Source organism: Collinsella sp. CLA-ER-H8, from assembly GCF_040092335.1.
Taxonomy (GTDB): domain Bacteria; phylum Actinomycetota; class Coriobacteriia; order Coriobacteriales; family Coriobacteriaceae; genus Collinsella.
In genome coordinates this window covers 1-22,096 of sequence record NZ_JBBNLU010000016.1, presented here as the reverse complement: position 1 = coordinate 22,096, position 22,096 = coordinate 1, and the positions used below count along the sequence as shown (strand labels likewise).

The following is a 22,096-nucleotide window of genomic DNA, read 5'->3' as shown; positions in this document are numbered from 1 at the left end:
GAGTCTATGTCTGCTATTGATATCGTGCTTGTTGTGATCGCCTTGGTGGCGGTGGGGGTTGCTGTGGCTTGCGCCCTCCAGCTCAAGAGCCTGCGTGCCGAGTTGCGGGAGCGTGGCGACAGTAGCGCGGAAACGCTGGCAGCACTCGAGCAGGCCAACAACGCACTCGATGCCCTGAACGTCGCGCTGGCCGAAACTCGCCGCACGGCCAATGCCATCGCGCAGCAGCAGACGACAGATGCGGCCGTGGAGCAGCAACGTTACCTGGCCATCGCACGCGAGTTCTCGCAAGCTGGTGACCGGATGGATGACCTGCGCCGCGAGACGGCCCAACAGCTCGGCGCCAATCGCGAGGGCATCGAACAACGCCTGGACAAGGTGCGCGAGACGGTTGATGCTCAGCTGGGCGCCATCCGCAAAGACAACAACGTGCAGCTCGATCAGATGCGCGCGACGGTGGACGAGAAGCTCTCTCGCACGCTCAACGACCGACTGTCGGCATCGTTTAAGCAGGTGAGCGACCAGCTCGAGGCCGTGTACAAGGGCCTGGGCGATATGCAATCTATCGCCACCGGCGTTGGCGACCTTAAGCGCGTGCTGGGCAATGTAAAGGCGCGCGGCATTTTGGGCGAGGTGCAGCTGGGTGCGATCCTGGCGGACATCCTTACGCCCGACCAGTATCTGGAAAACGTCACCACCAAGCCCGGCGCCTCGGAGCGCGTTGAGTTTGCCGTCAAGCTGCCGGTAGACGAGGGCGATCCCGTGCTGCTGCCGATCGACTCCAAATTCCCGGGCGACGCGTACGAGCACCTGCTCGACGCGCAGGAGTCGGGTGACGCGGAGGCCGTCGCCGCAGCGCGCAAGACGCTCGATATGATGGTGAAGCGCGAGGCAAAGGACATCTGCGAAAAGTACCTGAGTGTGCCGGCAACGACCAACTTTGGCATCATGTTCGTGCCGTTTGAGGGACTGTACGCCGAAGTCGTCAGCCGCCCCGGGCTTATCGAGACCCTGGGCCGCGACTATCACGTCAACGTAGCCGGTCCCAGCACCATGGCCGCCATTCTCAATAGCCTGCAGATGAGCTACCAGACGTTTAGGCTGCAAAAACGTACCGACGACGTACTGCGCGTGCTCTCCGCCGTCAAGGCCGAGCTGCCGCGCTATCAGGCGGCGCTGCGCCGCGCCCAGCAGCAGATCGAGACCGCGGGCAAAACGGTCGAGGGCATCATTACCACGCGCACCAACGTTATGGAGCGCAAGCTCAAGGACATCGACGCACTGGAAGACGCCGATCAAGCCGATGAGATCTTGGGACTCACGCCCGCGGGCCTTCCCACAGACCAAGAAGACGAGGGCTAATTGCAACAAGACGGTGGGGCGCCGGCGTAAACGCGGGCGCCCCACCGCTTTTCGCATCGCGCATGCCTGAAGCGCGCTTCGGTGTGCAACAATGGCGTTTCGCCCTATCAGACGCGAAAGGAAGTCCATGTCTCAGAGAAGCACCAGCCCGCTCAGCCGCTCCACCGTGCGCCGCACGCTGCAGCGGTTTTGGGGTGTCACGCGCACGCAGCCGCTGATTGTCTTTCTCTCGGTGTTCTCGTCGGCGGGCTACATCTTTTTGCTGACGTTTGCCAATACCTATGTGATGGCCCTCATTGTCGACCGCGTTCAAGCCGGTCCCGCGGCGGGTGACCAGGTGTTTGAGGTCTTCGGCCCCTATATCCTGGCGCTCGTACTCGTTAACCTGGTGGGTCAGATCCTCTCCAAGCTACAGGACTACACCGTCTACAAGCTCGAGATCGCAGGCAACTATCACCTGGCGCGTTTATGCTTCGACACGCTCTCCAACCAATCCATGACATTCCATACCAGCCGCTTTGGCGGATCGCTCGTGAGCCAGACGAGCCGTTTTATGAGCGGCTACACGGGTCTGGTCGACGTGACGGTGTATTCGCTCATCCCCACCATCACCTCGGTCATCTGCACCGTGGCCGCACTCGCCCCGGTGGTGCCGACGTTTACCGTGATCCTGGTGTGCATCATGGTCGTCTACATCGCGTTTGTCTGGCTTATGTACAAGCGCATCATGCCGCTTTCGGCCGCGACGTCCGCCGCGCAGAACAAGCTCTCGGGTGTGCTCTCCGACGCGGTCACGAACATCTTGGCCGTCAAGACCTGCGGGCGCGAGGACTTTGAACGCGATCTGTTCGACGCCGCCGATCGCGCCGCGCGCGACGCCGAGACGGTCTCGATGCACGCCATGATGCAGCGCAACTTTACGACCTCGGGCCTCATCGTCATCACCATGGCCGTGGTGAGTGTGTTCGTGGCGGGCGGCAACGCGTGGTTTGGCATCTCGGCCGGCTCGCTCGTCATGATCTTTACCTATACCTATAACCTCACCATGCGCCTGAACTACGTGAGTTCCATGATGCAGCGCATCAACCGCGCTTTGGGCGATGCGGCCGAGATGACGCGCGTGCTGGACGAGCCGCGTCTGGTGGCAGATGACCCGGACGCCCCTGAGCTCAAAGTGACCGAGGGCGCGATTGATTTTGAGCACCTGAGCTTTGCGTACCGTGACGCTGCGGCGGGCGAGAGCGTGTTCGATGACCTGACACTTCATGTGGCGGCGGGCCAGCGCGTGGGCCTGGTGGGCAAATCGGGCTCGGGCAAGACGACGCTCACCAAGCTGCTGTTGCGCTTGGACGATGTGCAGGGCGGCCGCGTGCTCGTGGATGGTCAGGACGTCTCGCGCTGCACGCAGCAGAGCCTGCGCCGCCAGGTTGCCTACGTGCCGCAGGAGGCGCTGCTGTTCCACCGCTCCATTCGCGAAAACATTGCCTACGGTCGTCCCGACGCCACTGATGAGCAGATTCGCGAGGCCGCGCGCCTGGCCAACGCCCTGGAGTTTATCGACCGCTTGCCCCGTGGCTTTGACACTATGGTGGGCGAGCGCGGCGTCAAGCTCTCGGGCGGCCAGCGTCAGCGCGTGGCCATCGCCCGCGCCATCCTAACCGACGCGCCGATTCTGGTGCTCGACGAGGCGACCTCTGCCCTCGACAGCGAGTCCGAGGCGTTGGTGCAGGAGGCGCTCGAGAATCTGATGCGCGGCCGTACCTCCATTGTGGTGGCGCACCGCCTGTCCACCGTGGCGGCGCTCGACCGCATTGTGGTGCTGGCCGATGGCGAGATCGTCGAGGACGGCACGCATGCGCAGCTCGTCGAGGCGGGTGGCGAGTACGCGAGCCTGTGGAGCCGTCAGACCGGCGCATTCTTGGAGGCGTAAGCGTCTCGGACGTGGGACAATTGTGTCCATAAGTTTATTGTGCCGTTGAGCCGAGGAGTCGTTATGCCACGCGAGACCAATGCCGCCAAGCGCGAGCGCGCCATCGAGGTGTGTGAGCGCCTCAACCGTCGCTATGGCCCGGTCGAGTGCTTTTTGGACCACGAGAATCCCTTCCGCCTGCTGATCGCGGTGCTGCTCTCGGCGCAAACGACCGATGCGCAGGTCAACAAGGTGACGCCGAGGCTGTTTGCCCAGTGGCCCACGCCCGAGGCCATGGCCGGGGCGAGCGTGGCTGACGTGACAGACACCATCAAGTCACTCGGCTTCTACAAGAGCAAGGCCAAGCATGCCGTGGAGGCCGCGCAGATGATCGTCGCCGACTATGGCGGCGAGGTGCCGGCCGACATGAAGGAACTCGTGAAGCTGCCGGGCGTGGGACGCAAGACGGCGAACATCGTGCTCAACGTGGGGTATGGCATCGTGGAGGGCATTGCGGTGGACACGCACGTCAACCGCATTGCGCACCGCCTGATGCTGAGTCCCAAGACGCATGCCAAGGAGCCGCTCAAGACCGAGCAGGATCTGCTCAAGATTTTGCCGCACGAGTATTGGGAGTCGGTCAACCATCAGTGGATCACCTTCGGTCGCGAGATCTGCGACGCCCGCAAACCCAAGTGTGACGAGTGTCCGCTGGCAGATTTGTGCCCCAGCGTGCGCGTAGCGGGGTAGGGCGGAACACATCTTCGTCTGGCGTTTTTTGCGGGGCTGGGTCTGCCCTTGAGCCGGAGTCCTCTCCATGCGCTACCATGACAGACAATGTATTTGACGTACGACCCGTCGAGCTTGCCCCGGCGGGCTTTTGGCGTCGCAATGCCGGAGGAACAGCATGCTCATTCACCGTATAGCCGCACAGCTCTACACTGCCGAGGCGCTGCAGACCGTCGAGGCCGGACTCGATGCCGGCGAGGACGTGACGCTGGCTGTGTCGCAGTCGGGCCGCACGCTTATGGCGGCCGCCCAGTTTGCGCGCCGCCCGCGTCCCACGGTCTACATTGTGAGTGGCGAGGATGCGGCCGATCGCGCCGCGCGCAGCCTTGCCGCCTACGTGGGCCTAGCGCACGTGTGCCGTTTTCCCGAGCGCAAGGACTATCCGTGGCGCGAGCAGGCGCCCGACGATGCCGTGGTGGCGCAGCGCTGCGAGGCACTGGGACGCATCGTGCGCGGGGACAACTGCATCATGGTCGCCTCGGCTCGCGCGCTGCTGCGTTGCGTGCCGCCGGTCGAGAGCCGCTATTGGGAGTCCACGACCTTTGCGGTGGGCGAGGAGACTCCTTTTGATGAGGTGCCGCAGCGCCTGGTGGGCATGGGCTACACCAATGCCGGCGCCGCCGATGCGCCCGGTCTGTTTCACGTGCACGGCGACACCGTAGAGGTGTTCCCCGCGCAGGAAAAGGCGCCCGTGCGCATCGAGTTTTTTGGCGACGAGATTGACCGCATCCGCCGCATGGTGAGCTCAACGGGGCAGACCATCGGCAACGAGGACAGCATCGAGATCTTCCCCTGTCGTGAGCTGGCGCTTACCGACGAGGCCGTCCACAACATGCATGTGGCGCTCTATCGCGCCAGCCAGGACGACAGCAAACTGGCAGCGCTGCTCGAGATGGTGGATGCACGCATCGTCACGCCCGAGCTCGACCGCTTTTTGCCGGTGATGTACGGCCAGACCGTAAGCCCGTTGGCGCACGTGAGCGGCAAGGCACTCGTGGTTCTGTCCGAGCCGCGCTCGCTGTTCGACGACTGCCTGCGCGCCTACGAGGATATTGAGGCCCGTGCCGGCGAGGCAGGGATTGACCGCCTGGATGGTCTGTACGTGCGCGCCCAACAGCTCGATTTTGGTGCCCAGCAGCGCCTGAACTATGTGAGCCTCATCCGTGCCGGCGGTGCGGTGACGGCTGAGCTCAAGATTGAGCAGCCGGCCATCGCAGGCTCGGACAACCGTTTTATGACGCGCATTCAGGAAGTCGTGGGCAAGCGCTATGCCTGCGTGTTTGCCATCCCCGATCGCGGTGCGCGCGAGTCGATGGAGCTCACCTTTGGCGACGAGGGCATTACCTTTGAGGAGTCGCTGACGGCCGCGCCCGAAAATGCCGGCGTCATTGGCGAGCGCGTACGCGTGGCAGCGGCGGATTCCGCCGACCGTGCCGCACGCCAGGAGGCCCATGCTTCCATTCGCGAGCGTAAGGCCGACGCGCTCAACGCCCGCTCGCTCGAGGCGGGTGCCGACCAGGCTGCCGCCGGCGCCGCCGTGCCCACTATTTCGCGCGGACGTGTGACCTTTGTCGATGCCGCCTTGCCGCAGGGCGTAGTGGTGCCCGATGCCAACCTGGCCGTGTTCTCGATCGCCGATCTCAACGCCCGCATGGACGCCAACCGCGCGCGCAGCCGCCGCAAGGTGGACATTACGCAGATCACGTTCCCGTTTAAGCCGGGCGACTACGTGGTGCACGCCACCCACGGCATCGCGCTCTTTAGCGAGATCGCGCGCCAGGAAGTGGGCGGCAAGGAGCGCGACTACTTTTTGCTGGAATATGCCGACGGCGACAAGCTCTACGTGCCGCTCGAGCAGGTCGACCGCATCACGCGCTATGTTGGCCCCGACGGCGATAAGCCGCGTCTGACCAGGCTCAACACCGCCGACTGGACACGCGCCACCAACAAGGCGCGCAAGAACGCCAAAAAGCTGGCGTTTGACCTGGTCGACCTGTATACGCGCCGCTCGTCGATTACCGGTATCGCCTGCCCGCCCGACACGCCCGAGCAGATCGAGATGGAGGAGAGCTTCCCTTACGACGAGACGCGCGACCAGCTGGAGGCTATCGCCGATATTAAGGCCGACATGGAGGCGCCCAAGCCCATGGACCGCCTGCTCTGCGGCGACGTGGGCTTTGGCAAGACCGAGGTCGCCCTGCGCGCTGCCTTTAAGTGTGTGGACTCCGGCCGTCAGGTCATGGTGCTCTGCCCCACAACCATTCTGGCCCAGCAGCACTACGAGACCTTCTTTGAGCGCTTTGCCCCGTTTGGTCTGGAGGTCGAGGTGCTCAGCCGCTTCCGCACGCCGGCGCAGCAGAAGCGCGCGCTCAAGGCGTTTGCCGAGGGCACGATCGATGTGCTCATCGGCACGCACCGCTTGCTTTCGGCCGATGTGAACCCCAAGAACTTGGGCCTGGTGATCATCGACGAGGAACAGCGCTTTGGCGTGCAGCACAAGGAGCAGCTCAAGAACCTGCGCGAGCAGATTGACGTGCTCACGCTTTCGGCCACGCCGATTCCGCGAACCATGCAGATGGCCACGAGCGGCGTGCGCGACATGAGCCTGATCACCACGCCGCCGACCGGGCGTCGTCCCGTGATCGTGCACGTGGTGGAGTACGACCCCGACGTGGTGAGTGCGGCAATTCGCCTGGAGGTGGGTCGCGGCGGTCAGGTGTACTACGTGTCCAACCGCGTCAAGACCATCGACGACGCCGTGGCGCGCGTGCACGAGGCCGCGCCCGAGGCGCGCGTGGGTGTGGCGCACGGCAAGATGAGCCCGCGCGAGGTCGAGGACGTGATGATCGAGTTCGCGACCAAGAAGATTGACGTGCTTATCGCTACGACCATCGTGGAGAGCGGTATCGACAACGCAACGGCCAACACGCTCATCATCGAGGACTCGCAGCGTTTGGGCCTGGCGCAGCTCTACCAGCTCAAGGGCCGTGTGGGCCGCTCTGCCACGCAGGCCTACGCGTACTTTATGTTCCCGGGCGAGCTGCCGCTCACCGAGGAGGCAACGGCGCGCCTGACCGCGCTTTCCGAGTTCCAGGACCTGGGCAGCGGCATGCGCATCGCCATGCGTGACCTGGAGATCCGTGGTGCCGGCTCGCTCATGGGCGCCGAGCAGCACGGCAACCTGTCGAGCGTGGGCTTTGATCTGTTTACGCAGATGCTGGGTCAGGCAGTGGCCGAGGCGCGCGGCGATGATGACGCCGGCGTGGAGGCGGCGAGCGTGGGCATTAACCTGCCGGCCGACTACTTCTTGTCCGAGGAGTACATGCCGGCGGTGGACCAGCGCGTGCTCGTGTACCGCAAGCTCGCAGCGGCCGAGGACCTAGAGAGCATCGATGAGGTGCAGGAGGAGACCGAGGCCGCGCATGGCGAGCTGCCGTCGGCGGGACTCAACCTGTTCAATCGCGCGCGCATCCGCATTCGCGGCGAGCGCCTGGGGCTCGAGAGCGTCACGCTCAGTGGCGGCCGCATCACGTTTTTGGGCGTCGACGTGCCCAAGAAGGTGGCCTTTGAACTAAAGACCCGCTATGGCGCGGTGAACTTCCCCAAGAGTCGCAAGCTGTCGGTGCCCTACAAGGCGGGCGCCGGTGCGGGCAGCGGCCTGGGTCGCGGCCTCGACGCCAACGACGGCACCGGCCCGGTGGCGGCCGCGCTCATGCTGCTGCAGCAGTTGGGTGCGAGCGACGACGACTAACGGGTCGACGCTGCAAACGCCCCATTTGGGCAATCTGACCCTCACTCGTCGGTCGCGTACGCAAGTACGCTTCCCTCCTCCTTCGGGCCACCTTGCCACAAATGGAACGTTTTCGCTTACTTATGCTCAACCTGTAAGGGTATTTACGGGACAAAGCCATCTTCGTCTCACCCACATTGCAGGTTGACCGCCCTTCGCCCGACCGAAAGGAAAGCATGTTCGGATACATCTATAAGAAAGATGTCGCCATTATCGCGGTTGTCCTGTGTCTTTGTCTGGGCGTGGGCAGCTTCTTCGATTATCAGATCTCGTGCGCGCTGTTCAACATCGGCAGCATGTACGGCCGCTTTATCGAGGCCGCCGGCGAGCTGCCGTTTGAGCTGACGGCGAGCATCGCGGGCGTTATGCTCGTGCGCGCGGTGCGTCCCGACTCCAGGGGGAGCAAATGGCTCGCCGTGCTCGGCATCCTCGTCAACATTGGCCTGGCCGGCTACGAGATCGTTTCGTCCCTGCGGGTTGGCGGCAAACTCATCGCGGTTCAGTTGGTACTGACGTTTGTGCTGGTCATCGCCGCTAACCTTGTCGTCTATCGCCTTACTCGCACGACCGAGCCCGACGAGCTCACACGCTGGGCGTTGATGGTACTGGCCGTGTGGGTCGCTCAGGCCATCATCCTCAACGTCATTGTTAAGCCGTTATGGTCACGCCCGCGCATGCGCGTGATCGAGGTCACGCCGGGGCTCAATTTTCAGCCGTGGTGGGTGATCGGCAACCCCGACAAGTGGGCCTATATCGCCGCCGGCGTGATCAAGGACGGGTTCAAGTCGTTCGCGAGTGGACACACCGCGCATGCGGCGATCGGCCTTATGCTCGCCGGGCTTCCCGCGGCGGCCTTTAAGGAAAAACCGTCGCGCCGCCGCGTGGTCTTTTGGACGGCGGCTGTGGTCGTGGCGCTCGTTGCGTTCGGCCGTATCGTGATCGGGGCGCACTTTTTGAGTGATGTGAGCTGCGGTTTTGCTCTGGTACTGGCACTCGAGTGCCTTGCCGCGCGCATTGCCTATCCCAACGGCGTACAATAGCTCCGTTTGAATCATCTGGCCGATACCCGGTAAGAGAGGATTGCCATGCTCGCGTTCAACAACGACTATTCCCACGGCGCACATCCGGCAGTGCTGCAGGCGCTCGTCGACACCAATATGGAGCCGCAGCCCGGCTACGGTGCCGATGCACACACCGAGCGTGCCAAGCAGCTTATCCGCGAGGCCTGTCAGGCCCCCGATGCCGACGTGTTTTTTCTGGTGGGCGGCACGCAGGCCAACGCGACGGTGATCGACATGCTGCTTGCGCCCTACGAGGGCGTCGTTGCCGCCGAGACTGGCCACGTCGCCTGCCACGAGGCGGGCGCAATCGAGTTTGGCGGCCACAAGGTGCTCACCATCCCCGGCTACGAGGGCAAGATGCACGCCGAGGACCTCGAGAACTATATCCAGGTGTTCTACGAAAACGAGAGCTACGAGCACACGGTGTTCCCGGGCGCCGTGTACGTGAGCCTATCGACTGAGTACGGCACGCTGTATTCCAAGGCCGAGCTCGCGGCGATTCATGCGGTGTGCCAGAAGCGTGAGATTCCGCTGTTTGTGGACGGCGCCCGCCTGGCCTATGCGCTGGCGGCCGATGAGTGCGACATTACCCTGCCCGAGCTGGCGCAGCTGTGCGACGTGTTCTACATCGGCGGCACCAAGTGCGGCGCGCTCTGCGGCGAGGCTGTGGTGTTTTGCGGCATGCACGCCCCGGCGCATCCCATTCCGCGTATTAAACAGCACGGTGCGTTGCTGGCCAAGGGCCGCCTGACGGGCGTGCAGTTTGAGGCACTCTTTACCGACGGCCTGTATTTTGAGATTGGTCGCCAGGCGATTGAAACCGCGCAGGCGCTTCGTCACGTGCTGCACGAGCACGGTTACCGGTTCTTCTTGGAGACGCCGACTAACCAGCAGTTCGTGATTCTGCCCAACGAGGATATGGCGCGCATTCGCGAGCATGCCTCGATCGAGTACTGGGAAAAGTACGACGAGACCCACACGGTGGTGCGTTTTTGTACCAGCTGGGCCACGACGCAGGAGGACATCGACGCACTGGCGGCTGTCCTGTAGCCTGATGTAATGACGAGGGGCCGCCTTGCGCTGGGTTTGGCGCAGGGCGGTCTTTGCTTTTGGGGGAGAAGGGTTGTATGACCGAGATGCCCGAGCCGACGATTCGCCTGGCGACGCCCGATGATGCGCCGGCGTTGCTTGCCATCTATGAGCCGTATGTGCGCCAGACGGCGATTACCTGCGAATATGAGGTGCCGAGCGTTGAGGAGTTCGCCGGGCGCATCGAGCGCACGCTCGAGCGCTATCCGTATCTGGTGATGGAGCTGGACGGGCGTCCGGTAGGCTATGCCTATGTGAGTCCGCTCAACAGCCGTGAGGCATACGACTGGTCGGTCGAGACGTCGATCTACCTGGCGCGCGACGTGCGCCACGGCGGGCTGGGCCGCAAGCTGCACGATGCGCTCAAGCAGTGCCTGATCGCGATGGGCATCACCAACATGTGCGCGCTCATTGCCGTGCCGCACGACAAGGACGATGAGTACCTGACGCACAACAGCCAGGATTTCCATGCCCATATGGGATATCGCCTGGTGGGCGCCTTCGATCGCTGCGCCCAAAAGTTCGGCCGCTGGTACGACATGTGCTGGATGGAGTTGGTCCTAGCCGAGCGCACGCCCAACCAACCCAAACCGACCTGGTTCCCCGACCTCCCCAAACCTACCATTTAGGGACAGGTTAGCCGATGGGCTCGGTGTATTTGGCGCGGTCGGTGCGTTGGATGCGCTTGGAGACATGGAGCGGGCGGCCGTCGGTGTCGTAGACGTAGTCGGTGATCAGGATCAGCGCCTGCCCACGCTCAACGTTGAGCAAAAACGCCTCGTTTTGCGAGGCATAGCACACCTCAAAGGTCTTATGTCCCTGTGCCGGCGCGCGATGGAATTCCTGGCGCAGCGTGGCGTAGAGCGAACCGTTGATATCGCGGTCGATGAGTGCTTCAAAGCTCGGTGGTAGATAGGTGGTCTCCAGGCACAGTGGCGCATCGTCCAGATAACGCAGACGGACAAGTTTGACGAGCTTGCTGCCCACGGCGGCATCAAAGAACTTGGCTATGCTGCCGCCCGCCTTGGTAAAGCCCGAGTCCACCGTGCGCGTGGTGGGCTTCATGCCCTGACCCTGGACCTGCGCCGTATAGCTCGAAAACACCAGGTTGTTCTCGTGGAGCGCCGGCGTGTCGGCCACAAAGGCGCCGCGCCCGCGCTCGGTTCGAACCAGACCCTCATCAACGAGCACCTTAAGGGCATGGCGTACGGTGCTGCGCGACAGCCCCGATTCGTCCATGAGTTCCATCTCGGACGGCAGCTTGTCTCCGCGCGCGTAGGTGCCGGCGGCGATGCGGTCGCGCAACATGCCCGCCAAGCGCTCGTACTGGCTCAGTTTCTTTTTAGATGAAGCGTTCATGCGATCAACCTGTATCTAACTTGTATGCGAGTCTAATCAAGCATGTATTCAATACAACAATAAAACCGCTGGTAGCTAGTTATCGAAAACCGCATCAGCAAAATTTCTAAGACAAATATAGCATACAACTAGTCGACATAGCCAAAACATGTATGTAACTTGTATGCCATCGAGAGCATCAAACGAGAAGAAAGGCTGATGCACGATGACTACTCAGGAACAGGTTAAGGACGTCGTCTCCCAGGTTTTGGCTGACAAGGCTGACAAGGGCGGCATCAAGCGCGTCGTGTGGATTGGCGCCGGCGGATCCAACGGCGGTAACTATCCTGCCCAGTACTTTATGGAGCACGAGGCCACACAGGTCGTGAGCTCCAGCTACACCAGCAACGAGTTCGTGCACGCAACCCCTGCCTATGTCAACGAGAACACTCTGGCCGTCGTCGTGTCCATGCGCGGCACCAAGGAGACCATCATCGCCGCCCAGGTCGCCAAGGACCACGGCGCCAGCACCATCGCCATCTATGTTGACGAGTCCGGCCTCACCGAGGTCTGCGACTACAAGATCCAGTACGACAGCCTGGCCGTCGACGAGTCCTGCATGGGCCGCACCAACTCCGCTGTCGTGACCATGATCGCCATGGAGCTTACGCAGCAGACCGAGGGCTATGCCGAGTACGAGACCGCCATGGCCGCCTTCGACTTGGTCGACCCTATCTATCGCAAGGCCGTCGAGTACACTCGTCCGCTCGCTGCCAAGTGGGCCGAGCAGAACGCCGACAAGCCCTGCATCAACGTCATGGCTCAGGGTCCGCTCTTTGGTGCCGCCTACGTCTTTAGCATCTGCAACGTGCAGGAGATGCTGCAGATCGACTCCTGCACCATCAACACCTGTGACTTCTTCCACGGCCCCTTCGAGATCCTGGACAAGCGCACCTCGCTGTTCCAGCTCATCAGCGTCGGCCGCAGCCGCTGCAACGACGAGCGCGGCATCCGCTTCGTCAACCAGTACGGTGGCGAGCGCGTCTATCAGCTCGACGCCAAGGAGCTCGGCCTCAATGACATCAAGGACAGCGTGAGCGAATACTTCAACCACCTGATCTTTGCCCCGATTCTCAACAACGTGTACATGCGCGCGCTCTCTGCCGTCACCCACAAGGACTACATGACGCGACGCTACATGTGGAAGCTGGATTATTAGTTACGGCGTTTTACCAAACGCCGTAACGGCTCGACGCTGCAAACCCACCTGAGCGGCAATCTGCCTTTCAGCTTCGGCGGCATGACCAGAAGGTCAATGCCGCTTCGCTTCAAGGCACCTTGCTCGCTCAGGTGGGTTTTCGCTGGCGTTGCCAAAGCATCGGCGTCGCCTTGGCCCAGATGCGGCACTTGGAGACGTTCGGCACTTGGGGACAGTCCTAGTCATTGGGGACAGGTTACTTTACACCAAGTTGGCGCATATGAACCTGACCCCTTTGCACCAATGGGTTGTAGCGGTAGAGCAGATTTTTCCGCTCGCCGATTTGTGTCTTGAAAAATGTATATAACGACTATAACGTAGTGTGAAGCATATTGGAAACAATACCGAGGAGGCTGCGTTGAAGAAAAGCAATCTGGGCTATGTGCTGGTGCTGATCGCCGCGCTTATGTGGGGCAGCATCGGAATCTTTGTAAACGGCATCTCGGCCATGGGCGTTTCGTCCCAGAGCATGGCTGCCTTTCGCTTGTTGGTCGGAGCGCTTATCTTGGCGCCGGTCCTGATGTTTATGGGCTGCCGTCCGGGTGAGGGGTCTACCGTGGCTCAGGGTCCGCTGGCTCTGTTCAAGGCAAGTCCTAAAGAGCTCGTTCCCTGCGCGCTTGTCGGTATCGTCGGTTTGGCCGCCGCCAACACCTGCTATTACGAGTGCATGGGCGAGGTGGGCATGTCCACGGCCTCGGTGCTGCTCTACACCTCGCCGGTGTTTGGCGTCATGCTCGGCCGCGTGCTTTATCGCGAGGACGTGACCCCCAACAAGCTCGTTGCCATTGTCTTTAACATCGTTGGCTGCGTGCTTGCAGTGACCAATGGTGACCTTTCCGGTTTTCATTTTTCGGTTTGGGGCGTCACGTCGGGCGTGATTGCAGGCCTTTGTGGTGCGTCACTCGCGGTGTTTAGCCGGATAGCAACCAAGACGGTCCACCCGCTGGCTGTCACGTTTTGGGGCTTTGTTTTTGGCGGTGCGGTTATGGCAGCTATCGCGGCTCCGTGGCCGGATGTCGCCGCGGCAATGTCGCCACAGTTGCTGCTGCTGTTCCTTGGTTTTGGACTCATCCCCACAGCCGTGGCCTACATCCTATATATGCAGGGTCTGTCCATGGGACTCGAGACATCGAAGGTTCCCGTCGTAATGTCTTTCGAGACGGTCGTCACCGTACTGGTGGGCATTGGTGTCTATGCCGAGCCCGCCGGCGCGATCAAGGTCCTGGGCATTGTGCTGGTGCTCGCGTCCATCCTGATTATGAACACCGACTTCTCCAAGCTGCGCAACAGTGTGTTTGTCGGTCATGTCGTTGAGAGCATGACCTTTAAGCCCAACGCGTGGTGGACAGAGAAATCGCAGGACATGGATCTGTTTAAGGAACGCACGGGCATTGCCTTGGAGCCCACCGTGCAAGAAAGCCCCTGGTACTTCGTGCGATAGGGGGTTGCGCACGGCGTCCGACCTGGGGTTATCCCGCCGTCGCCGGCCTGCCCAGCTCCCACGTTTCAAGTGCGTTAAACCCGCGAACGGTCGATTTTCACCCGCAAACGGTCTTTATACTAATTAGCAATATAAGCAACGTATAAGACGTTATAATGACCATAACGAAAAGGAGGAGGCAAGATGAATCAGATCATTCTCGCATCTCATGGCGGCCTGGCCGCAGGCGCCAAAGACACGCTCGAGATGGTTCTCGGCGACGTGTCGAACGTCCACGTCGTGTCGCTTGCTCGTGACGACAAGGAGCCTATCACCGATAAGGTGGACGCCATGATCGCCACGTTCAACGCGGACGACACCGTCTATGTGCTGACCGATATGCTCGGCAGCTCGGTCAACAACAACATGGTCGAGCTTTCCAAGAACGGCACGAAGTTCACGGTTGTCAGTGGTTTCAACATTCCGCTGGCGCTCACGCTCGCTATGAGCCCCGTTCCCGTCAAGGGCGCCGAGCTCGTGGCCCTCATCAACGAGGCCCGCACCGGTCTGACCAACCCCAACGCGCCGGTCGAGGCTCCCGCGGCTCCCGCTAAGAAGGCAAAGGCGCCCCGTCACAGCTCCGGTCCCGCCAAGATCGTCCTCGCACGTCTTGACTACCGTCTGCTGCACGGCCAGGTCGTCTTTACCTGGACCACCAAGGTTCAGGCCGAGCGCATCATCGTCGTCGACAACGCTGCCGCCAACGATGACATCAAGAAGGGCGCTCTTAAGCTGGCCAAGCCTCAGGGCGTGCGCCTGAACGTCTTCACCGTCGAGCGTGCCCTCGCCAAGATGGACAAGCTCAACACCCTCGGCGAGCGCGTCATGTTCGTCTTTGGCAACACGGCCGAGATGCTGCAGTTCTGCCAGGGCTACAAGCTCGACGCCATCAACCTGGGCGCCACCGCCAACCACGACGGTGCCGATCAGGTCGGCGGCAAGGACAGCTCCGTCTTCCTCGACGCCAACCAGAAGGCCGACGTCAACCAGCTGCTCGACATGGGCATTAAGCTCTACGTCCAGCAGACCCCTACGTATCAGAGCGTCGACATCGACGCCAAGCTGTAATCAACCAGGCTTTTGCCTGACTGAAAGGAGAAGGGTATGAATACGTTCATCAGTGCGGTGCTCGTCGGCCTCGTCGGCGTGTTCTGCATGTGGGACTCCCGCCTGCTCGGTCGTCTTAACTTCGAGCAGCCCCTCGTTGGCGCTACGCTCGTCGGTCTGCTGCTGGGCGATGTGCCCACCGGCCTTGCCGTCGGTGCCGCCGTCGAGCTCGTGTCCATGGGCCTGGTGCAGGTCGGCGCCGCCGTTCCGCCCGATATGGTCCTGGGCGGCATCGTGGCCGCTGCCTTTGCGTGCCTGACCGATGCTTCCGCCGAGACCGCCATGACGATCGCCATCCCGGTCGCCGTCCTGGGTCAGCTCCTCGGCATCGTGTTCCGTTCCATCATCGCCGCCCTCACTCATGTGGCAGATAGCGCGATCGATAACGGAAAGTTCAAGACCGCCTACCGTATGCACATCTGCGCCGGCTCCGGTCTGTACGCCGTCATGTACTTCCTGCCGATCTTCCTCGCCGTCTTTGTTGGCACCGACCTGGTTCAGGCCATCGTCAACATGGTTCCCGAGTGGCTGTCCACTGGTCTTAACGTTTCGACCAAGATCATGACCGCTTACGGCTTGGCCCTGCTGCTCACCATGATGATCAAGAAGGGTATGACTCCGTTCCTGTTCATCGGTTTCCTGCTCGCCGCTTACCTCAACCTGTCCGTCATCGCGGTCGCTCTGATCGGTGTGTGCCTGGCTGTCGTCTTCATGGGCTTCAAGTTCAACGGTTCCCATGCAGCCGCCGGTGTCGATTCCGACTACGATCCGCTCGAAGACGACGAAGACTAAGGAGGAACACACTATGGCAACCGCAACCAAGGACGTGTCCCTGAACAAGAAGGTCAGCCAGTTCTTCTGGCGCTCCTGGGCCATCCAGGCCTCTTGGAACTACGAGCGTCAGATGAACATGGGCTTCCTCTACGGCATGGTTCCCACGCTTGATCGCCTCTATCCGGATGAGTCCGACCCCAAGCAGCTCGCTGCTAAGAAAGAGGCTTACCACCGTCACATGGCGTTCTACAACTGCACCCCGCAGACGAGCGCTTTCATCCTGGGCCTCGCCGCCTCCATGGAGGAGGAGTACGCCAAGGATCCCGAGAACTTCGATCCCGATTCGATTAACGCGGTCAAGACCTCCCTCATGGGTCCGCTTTCCGGCATCGGTGACTCCTTCTTCCAGGGCACCATCCGCGTTATCGCCTTTGGCCTGGGCGTTCAGCTGGCTCAGCAGGGCTCCATCATGGGCCCGATCCTGGCCATGCTCATCTCCATCGTCCCCTCTGTGCTGATCACTTGGTTCGCAGCCAAGATGGGCTATCAGGGCGGCCACGAGTACCTGAGCAAGCTTCAGGGCGGCGACCTCATGGAGAAGCTCATGTATGTCTGCGGCATCGTGGGTCTTATGTCCGTGGGCGGCATGATCGCCACGCTGATCGGCGCCACTACCCCGCTGCAGTTCGCTGAGGGTACCGTCGTTATCCAGGACATCCTGGACGGCATGATGCCCCAGATGATCTCCCTCGGCCTCACCGGCCTTATGTACTGGCTCATCAAGAAGAACGTCAACACCGGTTGGCTTCTCGTGATCGCCATTGTGGGCGGCATCGCCCTCTCCGCGGCCGGCATCCTGGCCTAGTCGCGACTAAGCGCCTAACCGCTTTCCCCCGGAGGCCTGCCTGGCATCCCATACCCCAGGCAGGCTTCCATCCCTAAATGTGTCAAAGGGGCAGTTCCTTTGACACATCCTCAACGGGCCGGCGACTCGGTCCAAACCACGGTAACCCTGCGAGCGCCCGGCAATGTGGCGCCGCAAAAATCGAAAGGAATGTGTCAGATGTACGAGATCGACCTTAACCTCCCTAAGCAGATCGTCGCTGACGTCCTGTCCAACCACGAGATCCACAGCGTCGCCTTCGTCGGCTGCGGCGCTTCCATGTCCGACCTTTACCCCGCCAAGTACTTCCTGGCCAACAACACGGACAAGCTGAACGTTCAGATCTTCACTGCTAACGAGTTCAACTACGACACGCCCTCCTGGGTCAACGAGCACACCTTCGTGATCACCTGCTCCCTCGGTGGCTCCACGCCCGAGACCGTCGAGGCCAACAAGACCGCCAAGAAGCACAACTGCCCGGTCGTCTCCCTCACCAACAAGGCTGGCTCCGCTCTGACCGTCGACGCCGACCACGTCATCGTTCACGGCTTCCACGCCAACTACGCTGCCAAGTGCGAGAAGCCCGGCTATGCTATCGCTCTTGCTCTCGAGATCCTTCAGCAGACCGAGGGCTATGACCACTACGAGGACATGATCACCGGCCTCACCAACATCTTCGATCTCTGCGAGAACGCCGCTCAGCACTGCAAGAAGCTCGCCAAGAAGTTCGCCGAGGACTTCAAGGACGACAAGATGATCTACTTCATGGCTTCCGGTGCCTCCGAGAAGATGGCTTATTCTCACGCCGCCTTCCTGTTCACCGAGATGCAGTGGATCGACGCCGCCGCCTACAACACCGGCGAGTACTTCCACGGCCCGTTCGAGGTTTCCACCGAGGGTAAGCCCTACGTCTTCTTCATGTCCGATGGCGCCACCCGTCCGATGGACGCCCGCGCCCTCACCTTCCTTGAGCGTATGGGCGCCAAGGTCGCTCTGATCGACTCCAAGGACTACGGCCTGGCTGACGCCGTGCCCGCGAGCGTCATCACCTACTTCAACCCGCTGCTGCACCTCGCCGTTATGCGTGAGTACGGCAACCAGATCGCCGAGGCCCGTCAGCACCCGCTGACCATGCGTCGCTACATGTGGAAGCTTTCCTACTAATCACAAGTAAGTAGACCTTACGGGTTGATTGAGAGGGGATGGGGTTTGCGCCCCGTCCCCTTTTTTGCTCTTGGGAGGGCACGCCTGTCGCGTCGCAAAACCCAGGATAAAACCTACCAAAATAAACCTGTCCCTTTTTGGCAGGTGGGAGGAGATGCGTATGATCAAAGCAGTGCTGTTTGACATGGACGGCGTGCTGGTCGATACCGAGTGGTTCTACAACCGTCGTCGCGTGGCGTTTATGGAGGAGAAGGGGTTCCACTTTGACGAGATCCCCGATCTTTCGGGGTCTAACGAGCCGGCCATTTGGGAGGCGCTGGTGCCCGACGATGTTGAGCTGCGCGAGCGCCTTCGCGTGGAGTACAAGCAGGTCTACAGCCCGGACCACCCCGTTCCGTATGCCGAGCTGCTCAACGAGCAGACGGAGCCGGTGATGCGCGCACTGCACGAGCGCGGCGTGAAGTGTGCCATCGCGAGCTCGTCTTATCGTGAGCTCATTGACGAGCTGGTAGAGATTGCCGGTATCGCCGATGTGCTGGACTACACCATCAGCGGTCACGAGTGCAGTGCGTTTAAGCCCGACCCCGAGATCTACCTGCGTGCCATGGAGGCGCTGGGGGTGGAGCCTGCCGAGTGCCTGGTTATCGAGGATTCGCCTTTGGGGATCGAGGCTGGCAAACGTTCCGGCGCCCGCGTCCTGGCACTGCGTCCGCACGAGGGCGTCAACCTCGATCAATCGCGAGCCGATGCCGTTATTGATAATCTGACCGACATTTTGGCCGCTTTGTAGTGTCAATCCGCCGCGAGAAGCACGGGTTCAAACGTTTTTTGCGGTGGACTGGCTCAATTTGGTTTCGATTTTGATCCGTTTGGCTTCGATTCGGACTAAGTGAGTAGACTTTTTGCCGCAGGCCGAGCACAATGCATATCTTCCTTTGTAAAACCGCAGGTCACAGGGGTGGCGGTTTTGGGTGTGCTCGGCAGATCGTAAAAAGTCTACTCACTTGGAATTTTGCCCTTTGGTCGTGGGGGTTGCTGGTCCCGTTTTGGTTGTCGAGGGAGGTTGAATTGAAGCGCCCCCGCACGCTCCATGCTACAATCGCGGGCATGCCCCACAACCACATCTGCCTTCGAAAGGAGCCTACGTGGCGAACGCCATCGATCAGCTCACGGACCGAGTGCTCGTACTCGGCCGCCTCACCATCGTCCGCCGCGCTATTACTGCCGTGGCGGTCACGATTTCCGCCGTTCTCCAGACATTCCTGATCCAGGCGTTCATTCAGCCCGCCGACTTGCTTCCGAGCGGCCTCACCGGCGTTGCGGTCCTGCTCGATCGCGTTACCTCGCTGGGCGGCGTTCACATCGACATCTCGCTCGGTATGCTCGCGCTCAACATCCCCGTGGCGCTCCTATGCTGGAGCGGCATCAGCAAGCGCTTCGTCATCTTCTCGATGATGCAGGTCGTGCTCTCGTCGCTGTTCCTCAACGTCTTTCACTTCGCTCCATTTTTGGGCGACAAGATCATGCTCATCATTTTTGGCGGCGTGGTCTCGGGTCTGGGCGCTGCCATCGCGCTTAAATCCGGCGCATCCACCGGCGGCACCGACTTTATCGCGCTGTGGGTTTCCAACCACACGGGCAAGACCATCTGGGGCGTCATCTTTGGTTTCAACTGCTTTATCCTGGCGATCTTTGGCTTTATGTTTGGCTGGGACAAGGCGGCGTATTCCATTGTGTTCCAGTTTATTTCGACCAAGACCATCGACAGTTTCTATCGTCGCTACGATCGCGTGACGCTGCAGATCACGACGCGCAAGGCAGACGAGGTCATGACCGCCTATGTTGACCATTTTCAGCACGGCATTAGCTGCGCCGAGGTCGTCGGCGGATATAGCCGCGAAAAGATGTACCTGCTGAACACCGTTGTCTCGACCTACGAGAGTCAGGACATTATCAAGCTGGTGTGCGACGTTGATCCCGGCGCCGTGATCAACGTGTTCCACACGCTCAACTTTGTGGGCGGCTGGTGGGGTGGTCATGTCGACGAGCCCATGCCCACGGCCGTTCCCGATCCCGACAAGCCCGCACGCATGGCCAGCAGGCAGGCGCGCCTCAGCGAACAGGACAGCCTGCAGCAGGACGACGGCAAGTAGGGTATTGGCATTTTGCCGGTCCTGCGCAACCCATCCGAACGAGCCCCCCGAAAGCCCCGTTGCTTTCGAGAGGCTCTCGTTTGCCCAGATAAAACCTACCAAAATGAAGCTGTCGCTTTTTGGTAGGGAGGGTGTATCGTTTTATCATTATGAGGTAATATGAAACTAGACGTTATATACGTATTAGTTATTTCGATATTTCGATAAGAGTGATTAGATATGCCTGCGCCCAAAAATGCACCGCTTTACCAGCAGATTTACGACGAAATCAAGGATGCGATCGAGAAAGGTGTTTATGCACCCAAGGAGCGTATTCCGTCCGAGCTTGAGCTAGCCGAGCAGTACGACGTGAGCCGCATTACGGTGCGCCGCGCCGTCGAGGAGTTGTGCTCCGATGGCTACCTGGTTAAGCAGCAGGGCCGTGGCACCTTTGTCTCCACGCCGCACATCAACCGCCAGTTCCACGCTTCGACGCTGCAGACGTTTACCGCGCTGTGTGCCGATAATGGCATGAAGGCGGGCGCGCATGTGGTCGATCGCCAGATTGTGCCGGCACGTCAAAACGAGATGGAGTTCTTTGGCCTGCAGAAGGACGCGCTGCTGCTGCACATCAAGCGCGTGCGTACAGCCGACGGCGAGCCCATCTTTGAGGAGAACATCTTTGTGCCGTTTGACGCCTACCGTGAGCTGTTGACGGCCGATCTTGAGGACAAGTCGATTTTTGCCGAGGTCGAGCGTGTTGGCGGAACGCCGATTGTCTCGGTTGGCTACCGCACGGTCGAGGCCGTTCGCGCCAATACCGAGCAGGCGGCCGAGCTGGGCATTGCTCCGCACGATCCGCTGCTCAACCTGCGTGCCGGCTTCACGGGCCCCAATGGCGAGCCGGTCCTGATGGGTAAGCAGTACTACGTGGGATCACGCTACGTTATGGTCATGTAGCTCTAGTTGCGCGGTTTTCCAAACCGCGCAACGGCTCGACGCTGCAAGCCCGCCAGAGCGGCAATCTGCCTTTCAACTTCGGCGGCATGACCAGAAGGTCAATGCCGCCTCGTTTCAAGGCACCTTGCTCGCTCTGGCGGGCTTTCGCTGTCCGCGCCAAAACATCGGCGTTGCCGGGCCGGCACTTGGGGACGTTCCTTTTAATATGAGCAGGACATTGTCAAGAGGCAAAATCGGGCCTGGCCCCAACGATATGGGGTCAGGCCCTCTCCCTATATCAGTCCGTCCGCGGCGACCTCGGCGTGTCTTACCGACGCTCGTCTTTGCAGTTTAATATCCGCCCGCGGCGATCTCTCGCTGGGCAATCCGTTGCTACGGCTGAGGCTTCTACGTCGAACCGACAGTCTGTGCACGCGTGTGGCGCCCTGGGCGCTCGCAGAAAAGGGACCTGAGGTTCGCCTCAACGGCTTCGGATCGAACCGCTTCCGGGGTGACTGGCTTATGTGCGGGGGACCGCCCCCCCTTACGCCTCCTCGGCCATGAGGCCGACCGCCCATACCCAGCAGGCGAGCTCGCGCGCCGTGGCCACGTTCGCCTTGTTGCCGTGGACCCCGCGCGCGAGCAGCGCCTCCCGCCTCTCGACCAGCCTCCGCACGCCCTTGGCGGCATGCCTGCGGGCGCCCCGGTCCGGGGCCTGGCCCTTGGCGAGGTCCTTCGGCCGCCCCGAGCACGTCAGGTAGTGCCACGCGGCCTCGACCAGCGCCTTTCTCAGGTGCTTGTTGCCGGCCTTGGTGATCGCGCCCCTGCGGTCGCTCTCCCCGCTGGAGTGCTCGGAGGGCGTCAGGCCGACCCACGCGGCGAACGAGCGGGCGTTTGTTAGCGCTACTGTAAAAACAACCAATTTCGCCATCGCACTTTAGCCGATTCCGCCAACGCAATTTCCCCAATCACGCCAACGCATTTTCACCATTTCCACCAACGCCGGGGCTTACGCTTCGAC

General features: G+C 61.2%; 17 protein-coding genes and 1 pseudogene. 16 read left to right on the top strand and 2 right to left on the bottom strand.

Annotated features, from left to right (window positions below):
• Nucleotides 1-6: 6 nt before the first annotated feature.
• The 7 genes from rmuC to AAAX72_RS08700 all read left to right on the top strand — a co-directional run bounded on the left by rmuC (nt 7) and on the right by AAAX72_RS08700 (nt 10,629).
• Nucleotides 7-1,362 (top strand): DNA recombination protein RmuC, encoded by a 1,356-nt coding sequence (gene rmuC / locus AAAX72_RS08730; RefSeq protein WP_349130020.1) that lies wholly within the window; start codon nt 7-9, stop codon nt 1,360-1,362.
• A gap of 127 nt (nt 1,363-1,489) precedes the next feature.
• Nucleotides 1,490-3,292: an ABC transporter ATP-binding protein gene (locus AAAX72_RS08725; protein ID WP_349130019.1), complete on the top strand. Its 1,803-nt coding sequence runs from the start codon at nt 1,490-1,492 to the stop codon at nt 3,290-3,292.
• Nucleotides 3,293-3,355: 63 nt separating this feature from the next.
• Nucleotides 3,356-4,021 carry an endonuclease III gene (gene nth, locus AAAX72_RS08720; RefSeq protein WP_349130017.1) on the top strand — a complete coding sequence of 222 codons (666 nt, stop codon included), beginning with the start codon at nt 3,356-3,358 and terminating at the stop codon, nt 4,019-4,021.
• 157 nt (nt 4,022-4,178) lie between these two features.
• Entirely contained in the window at nt 4,179-7,811 is a 3,633-nt protein-coding gene (mfd, locus tag AAAX72_RS08715) for a transcription-repair coupling factor (RefSeq protein WP_349130016.1), read from the top strand.
• 215 nt (nt 7,812-8,026) lie between these two features.
• Nucleotides 8,027-8,890 carry a phosphatase PAP2 family protein gene (locus AAAX72_RS08710; RefSeq protein ID WP_349130014.1) on the top strand — a complete coding sequence of 288 codons (864 nt, stop codon included), beginning with the start codon at nt 8,027-8,029 and terminating at the stop codon, nt 8,888-8,890.
• A gap of 45 nt (nt 8,891-8,935) precedes the next feature.
• Nucleotides 8,936-9,961, top strand: coding sequence for an aminotransferase class V-fold PLP-dependent enzyme (locus AAAX72_RS08705; RefSeq protein ID WP_349130012.1), 1,026 nt, complete (start codon nt 8,936-8,938; stop codon nt 9,959-9,961).
• 77 nt (nt 9,962-10,038) lie between these two features.
• Nucleotides 10,039-10,629, top strand: coding sequence for an N-acetyltransferase family protein (locus tag AAAX72_RS08700; RefSeq protein ID WP_349130010.1), 591 nt, complete (start codon nt 10,039-10,041; stop codon nt 10,627-10,629).
• A gap of 7 nt (nt 10,630-10,636) precedes the next feature.
• Here AAAX72_RS08700 and AAAX72_RS08695 read toward each other — a convergent pair whose 3' ends face one another.
• Nucleotides 10,637-11,359, bottom strand: coding sequence for a GntR family transcriptional regulator (locus AAAX72_RS08695; RefSeq protein ID WP_349130009.1), 723 nt, complete (start codon nt 11,357-11,359; stop codon nt 10,637-10,639).
• 205 nt (nt 11,360-11,564) lie between these two features.
• Here AAAX72_RS08695 and AAAX72_RS08690 point away from each other — a divergent pair, with 205 nt between their 5' ends.
• From AAAX72_RS08690 to AAAX72_RS08650, 9 genes are all read left to right on the top strand, one after another.
• Entirely contained in the window at nt 11,565-12,557 is a 993-nt protein-coding gene (locus AAAX72_RS08690; protein ID WP_349130007.1) for an SIS domain-containing protein, read from the top strand.
• Between the two features lie 397 nt (nt 12,558-12,954).
• A complete protein-coding gene (locus AAAX72_RS08685; RefSeq protein ID WP_349116383.1) occupies nt 12,955-14,037 on the top strand; it encodes a DMT family transporter in 1,083 nt (360 codons plus the stop codon).
• Nucleotides 14,038-14,220: 183 nt separating this feature from the next.
• Nucleotides 14,221-15,144: a PTS mannose/fructose/sorbose transporter subunit IIAB gene (locus tag AAAX72_RS08680; protein WP_349130005.1), complete on the top strand. Its 924-nt coding sequence runs from the start codon at nt 14,221-14,223 to the stop codon at nt 15,142-15,144.
• Nucleotides 15,145-15,180: 36 nt separating this feature from the next.
• Entirely contained in the window at nt 15,181-15,975 is a 795-nt protein-coding gene (locus tag AAAX72_RS08675; RefSeq protein ID WP_006235136.1) for a PTS sugar transporter subunit IIC, read from the top strand.
• Between the two features lie 13 nt (nt 15,976-15,988).
• The gene (locus AAAX72_RS08670; protein WP_117848824.1) at nt 15,989-16,822 is read left to right on the top strand and encodes a PTS system mannose/fructose/sorbose family transporter subunit IID; all 834 of its coding nucleotides are present in this window, start codon (nt 15,989-15,991) and stop codon (nt 16,820-16,822) included.
• 198 nt (nt 16,823-17,020) lie between these two features.
• Complete coding sequence (locus AAAX72_RS08665; RefSeq protein WP_226790479.1) at nt 17,021-18,004, top strand: SIS domain-containing protein; 984 nt, start codon at nt 17,021-17,023, stop codon at nt 18,002-18,004.
• A 160-nt stretch (nt 18,005-18,164) separates the two neighbouring features.
• Nucleotides 18,165-18,794, top strand: a complete 630-nt coding sequence (locus tag AAAX72_RS08660; RefSeq protein WP_161115153.1) for an HAD family phosphatase — start codon at nt 18,165-18,167, stop codon at nt 18,792-18,794.
• Nucleotides 18,795-19,149: 355 nt separating this feature from the next.
• Nucleotides 19,150-20,157: a YitT family protein gene (locus AAAX72_RS08655; protein WP_349130004.1), complete on the top strand. Its 1,008-nt coding sequence runs from the start codon at nt 19,150-19,152 to the stop codon at nt 20,155-20,157.
• Nucleotides 20,158-20,376: 219 nt separating this feature from the next.
• A complete protein-coding gene (locus AAAX72_RS08650) occupies nt 20,377-21,096 on the top strand; it encodes a GntR family transcriptional regulator (protein WP_152067315.1) in 720 nt (239 codons plus the stop codon).
• A 523-nt stretch (nt 21,097-21,619) separates the two neighbouring features.
• On the opposite strand, the pseudogene AAAX72_RS08645 reads toward AAAX72_RS08650, so the two are convergent.
• Nucleotides 21,620-21,970, bottom strand: a pseudogene (locus AAAX72_RS08645) (transposase); the annotation flags it as partial.
• Between the last annotated feature and the right edge of the window lie 126 nt (nt 21,971-22,096).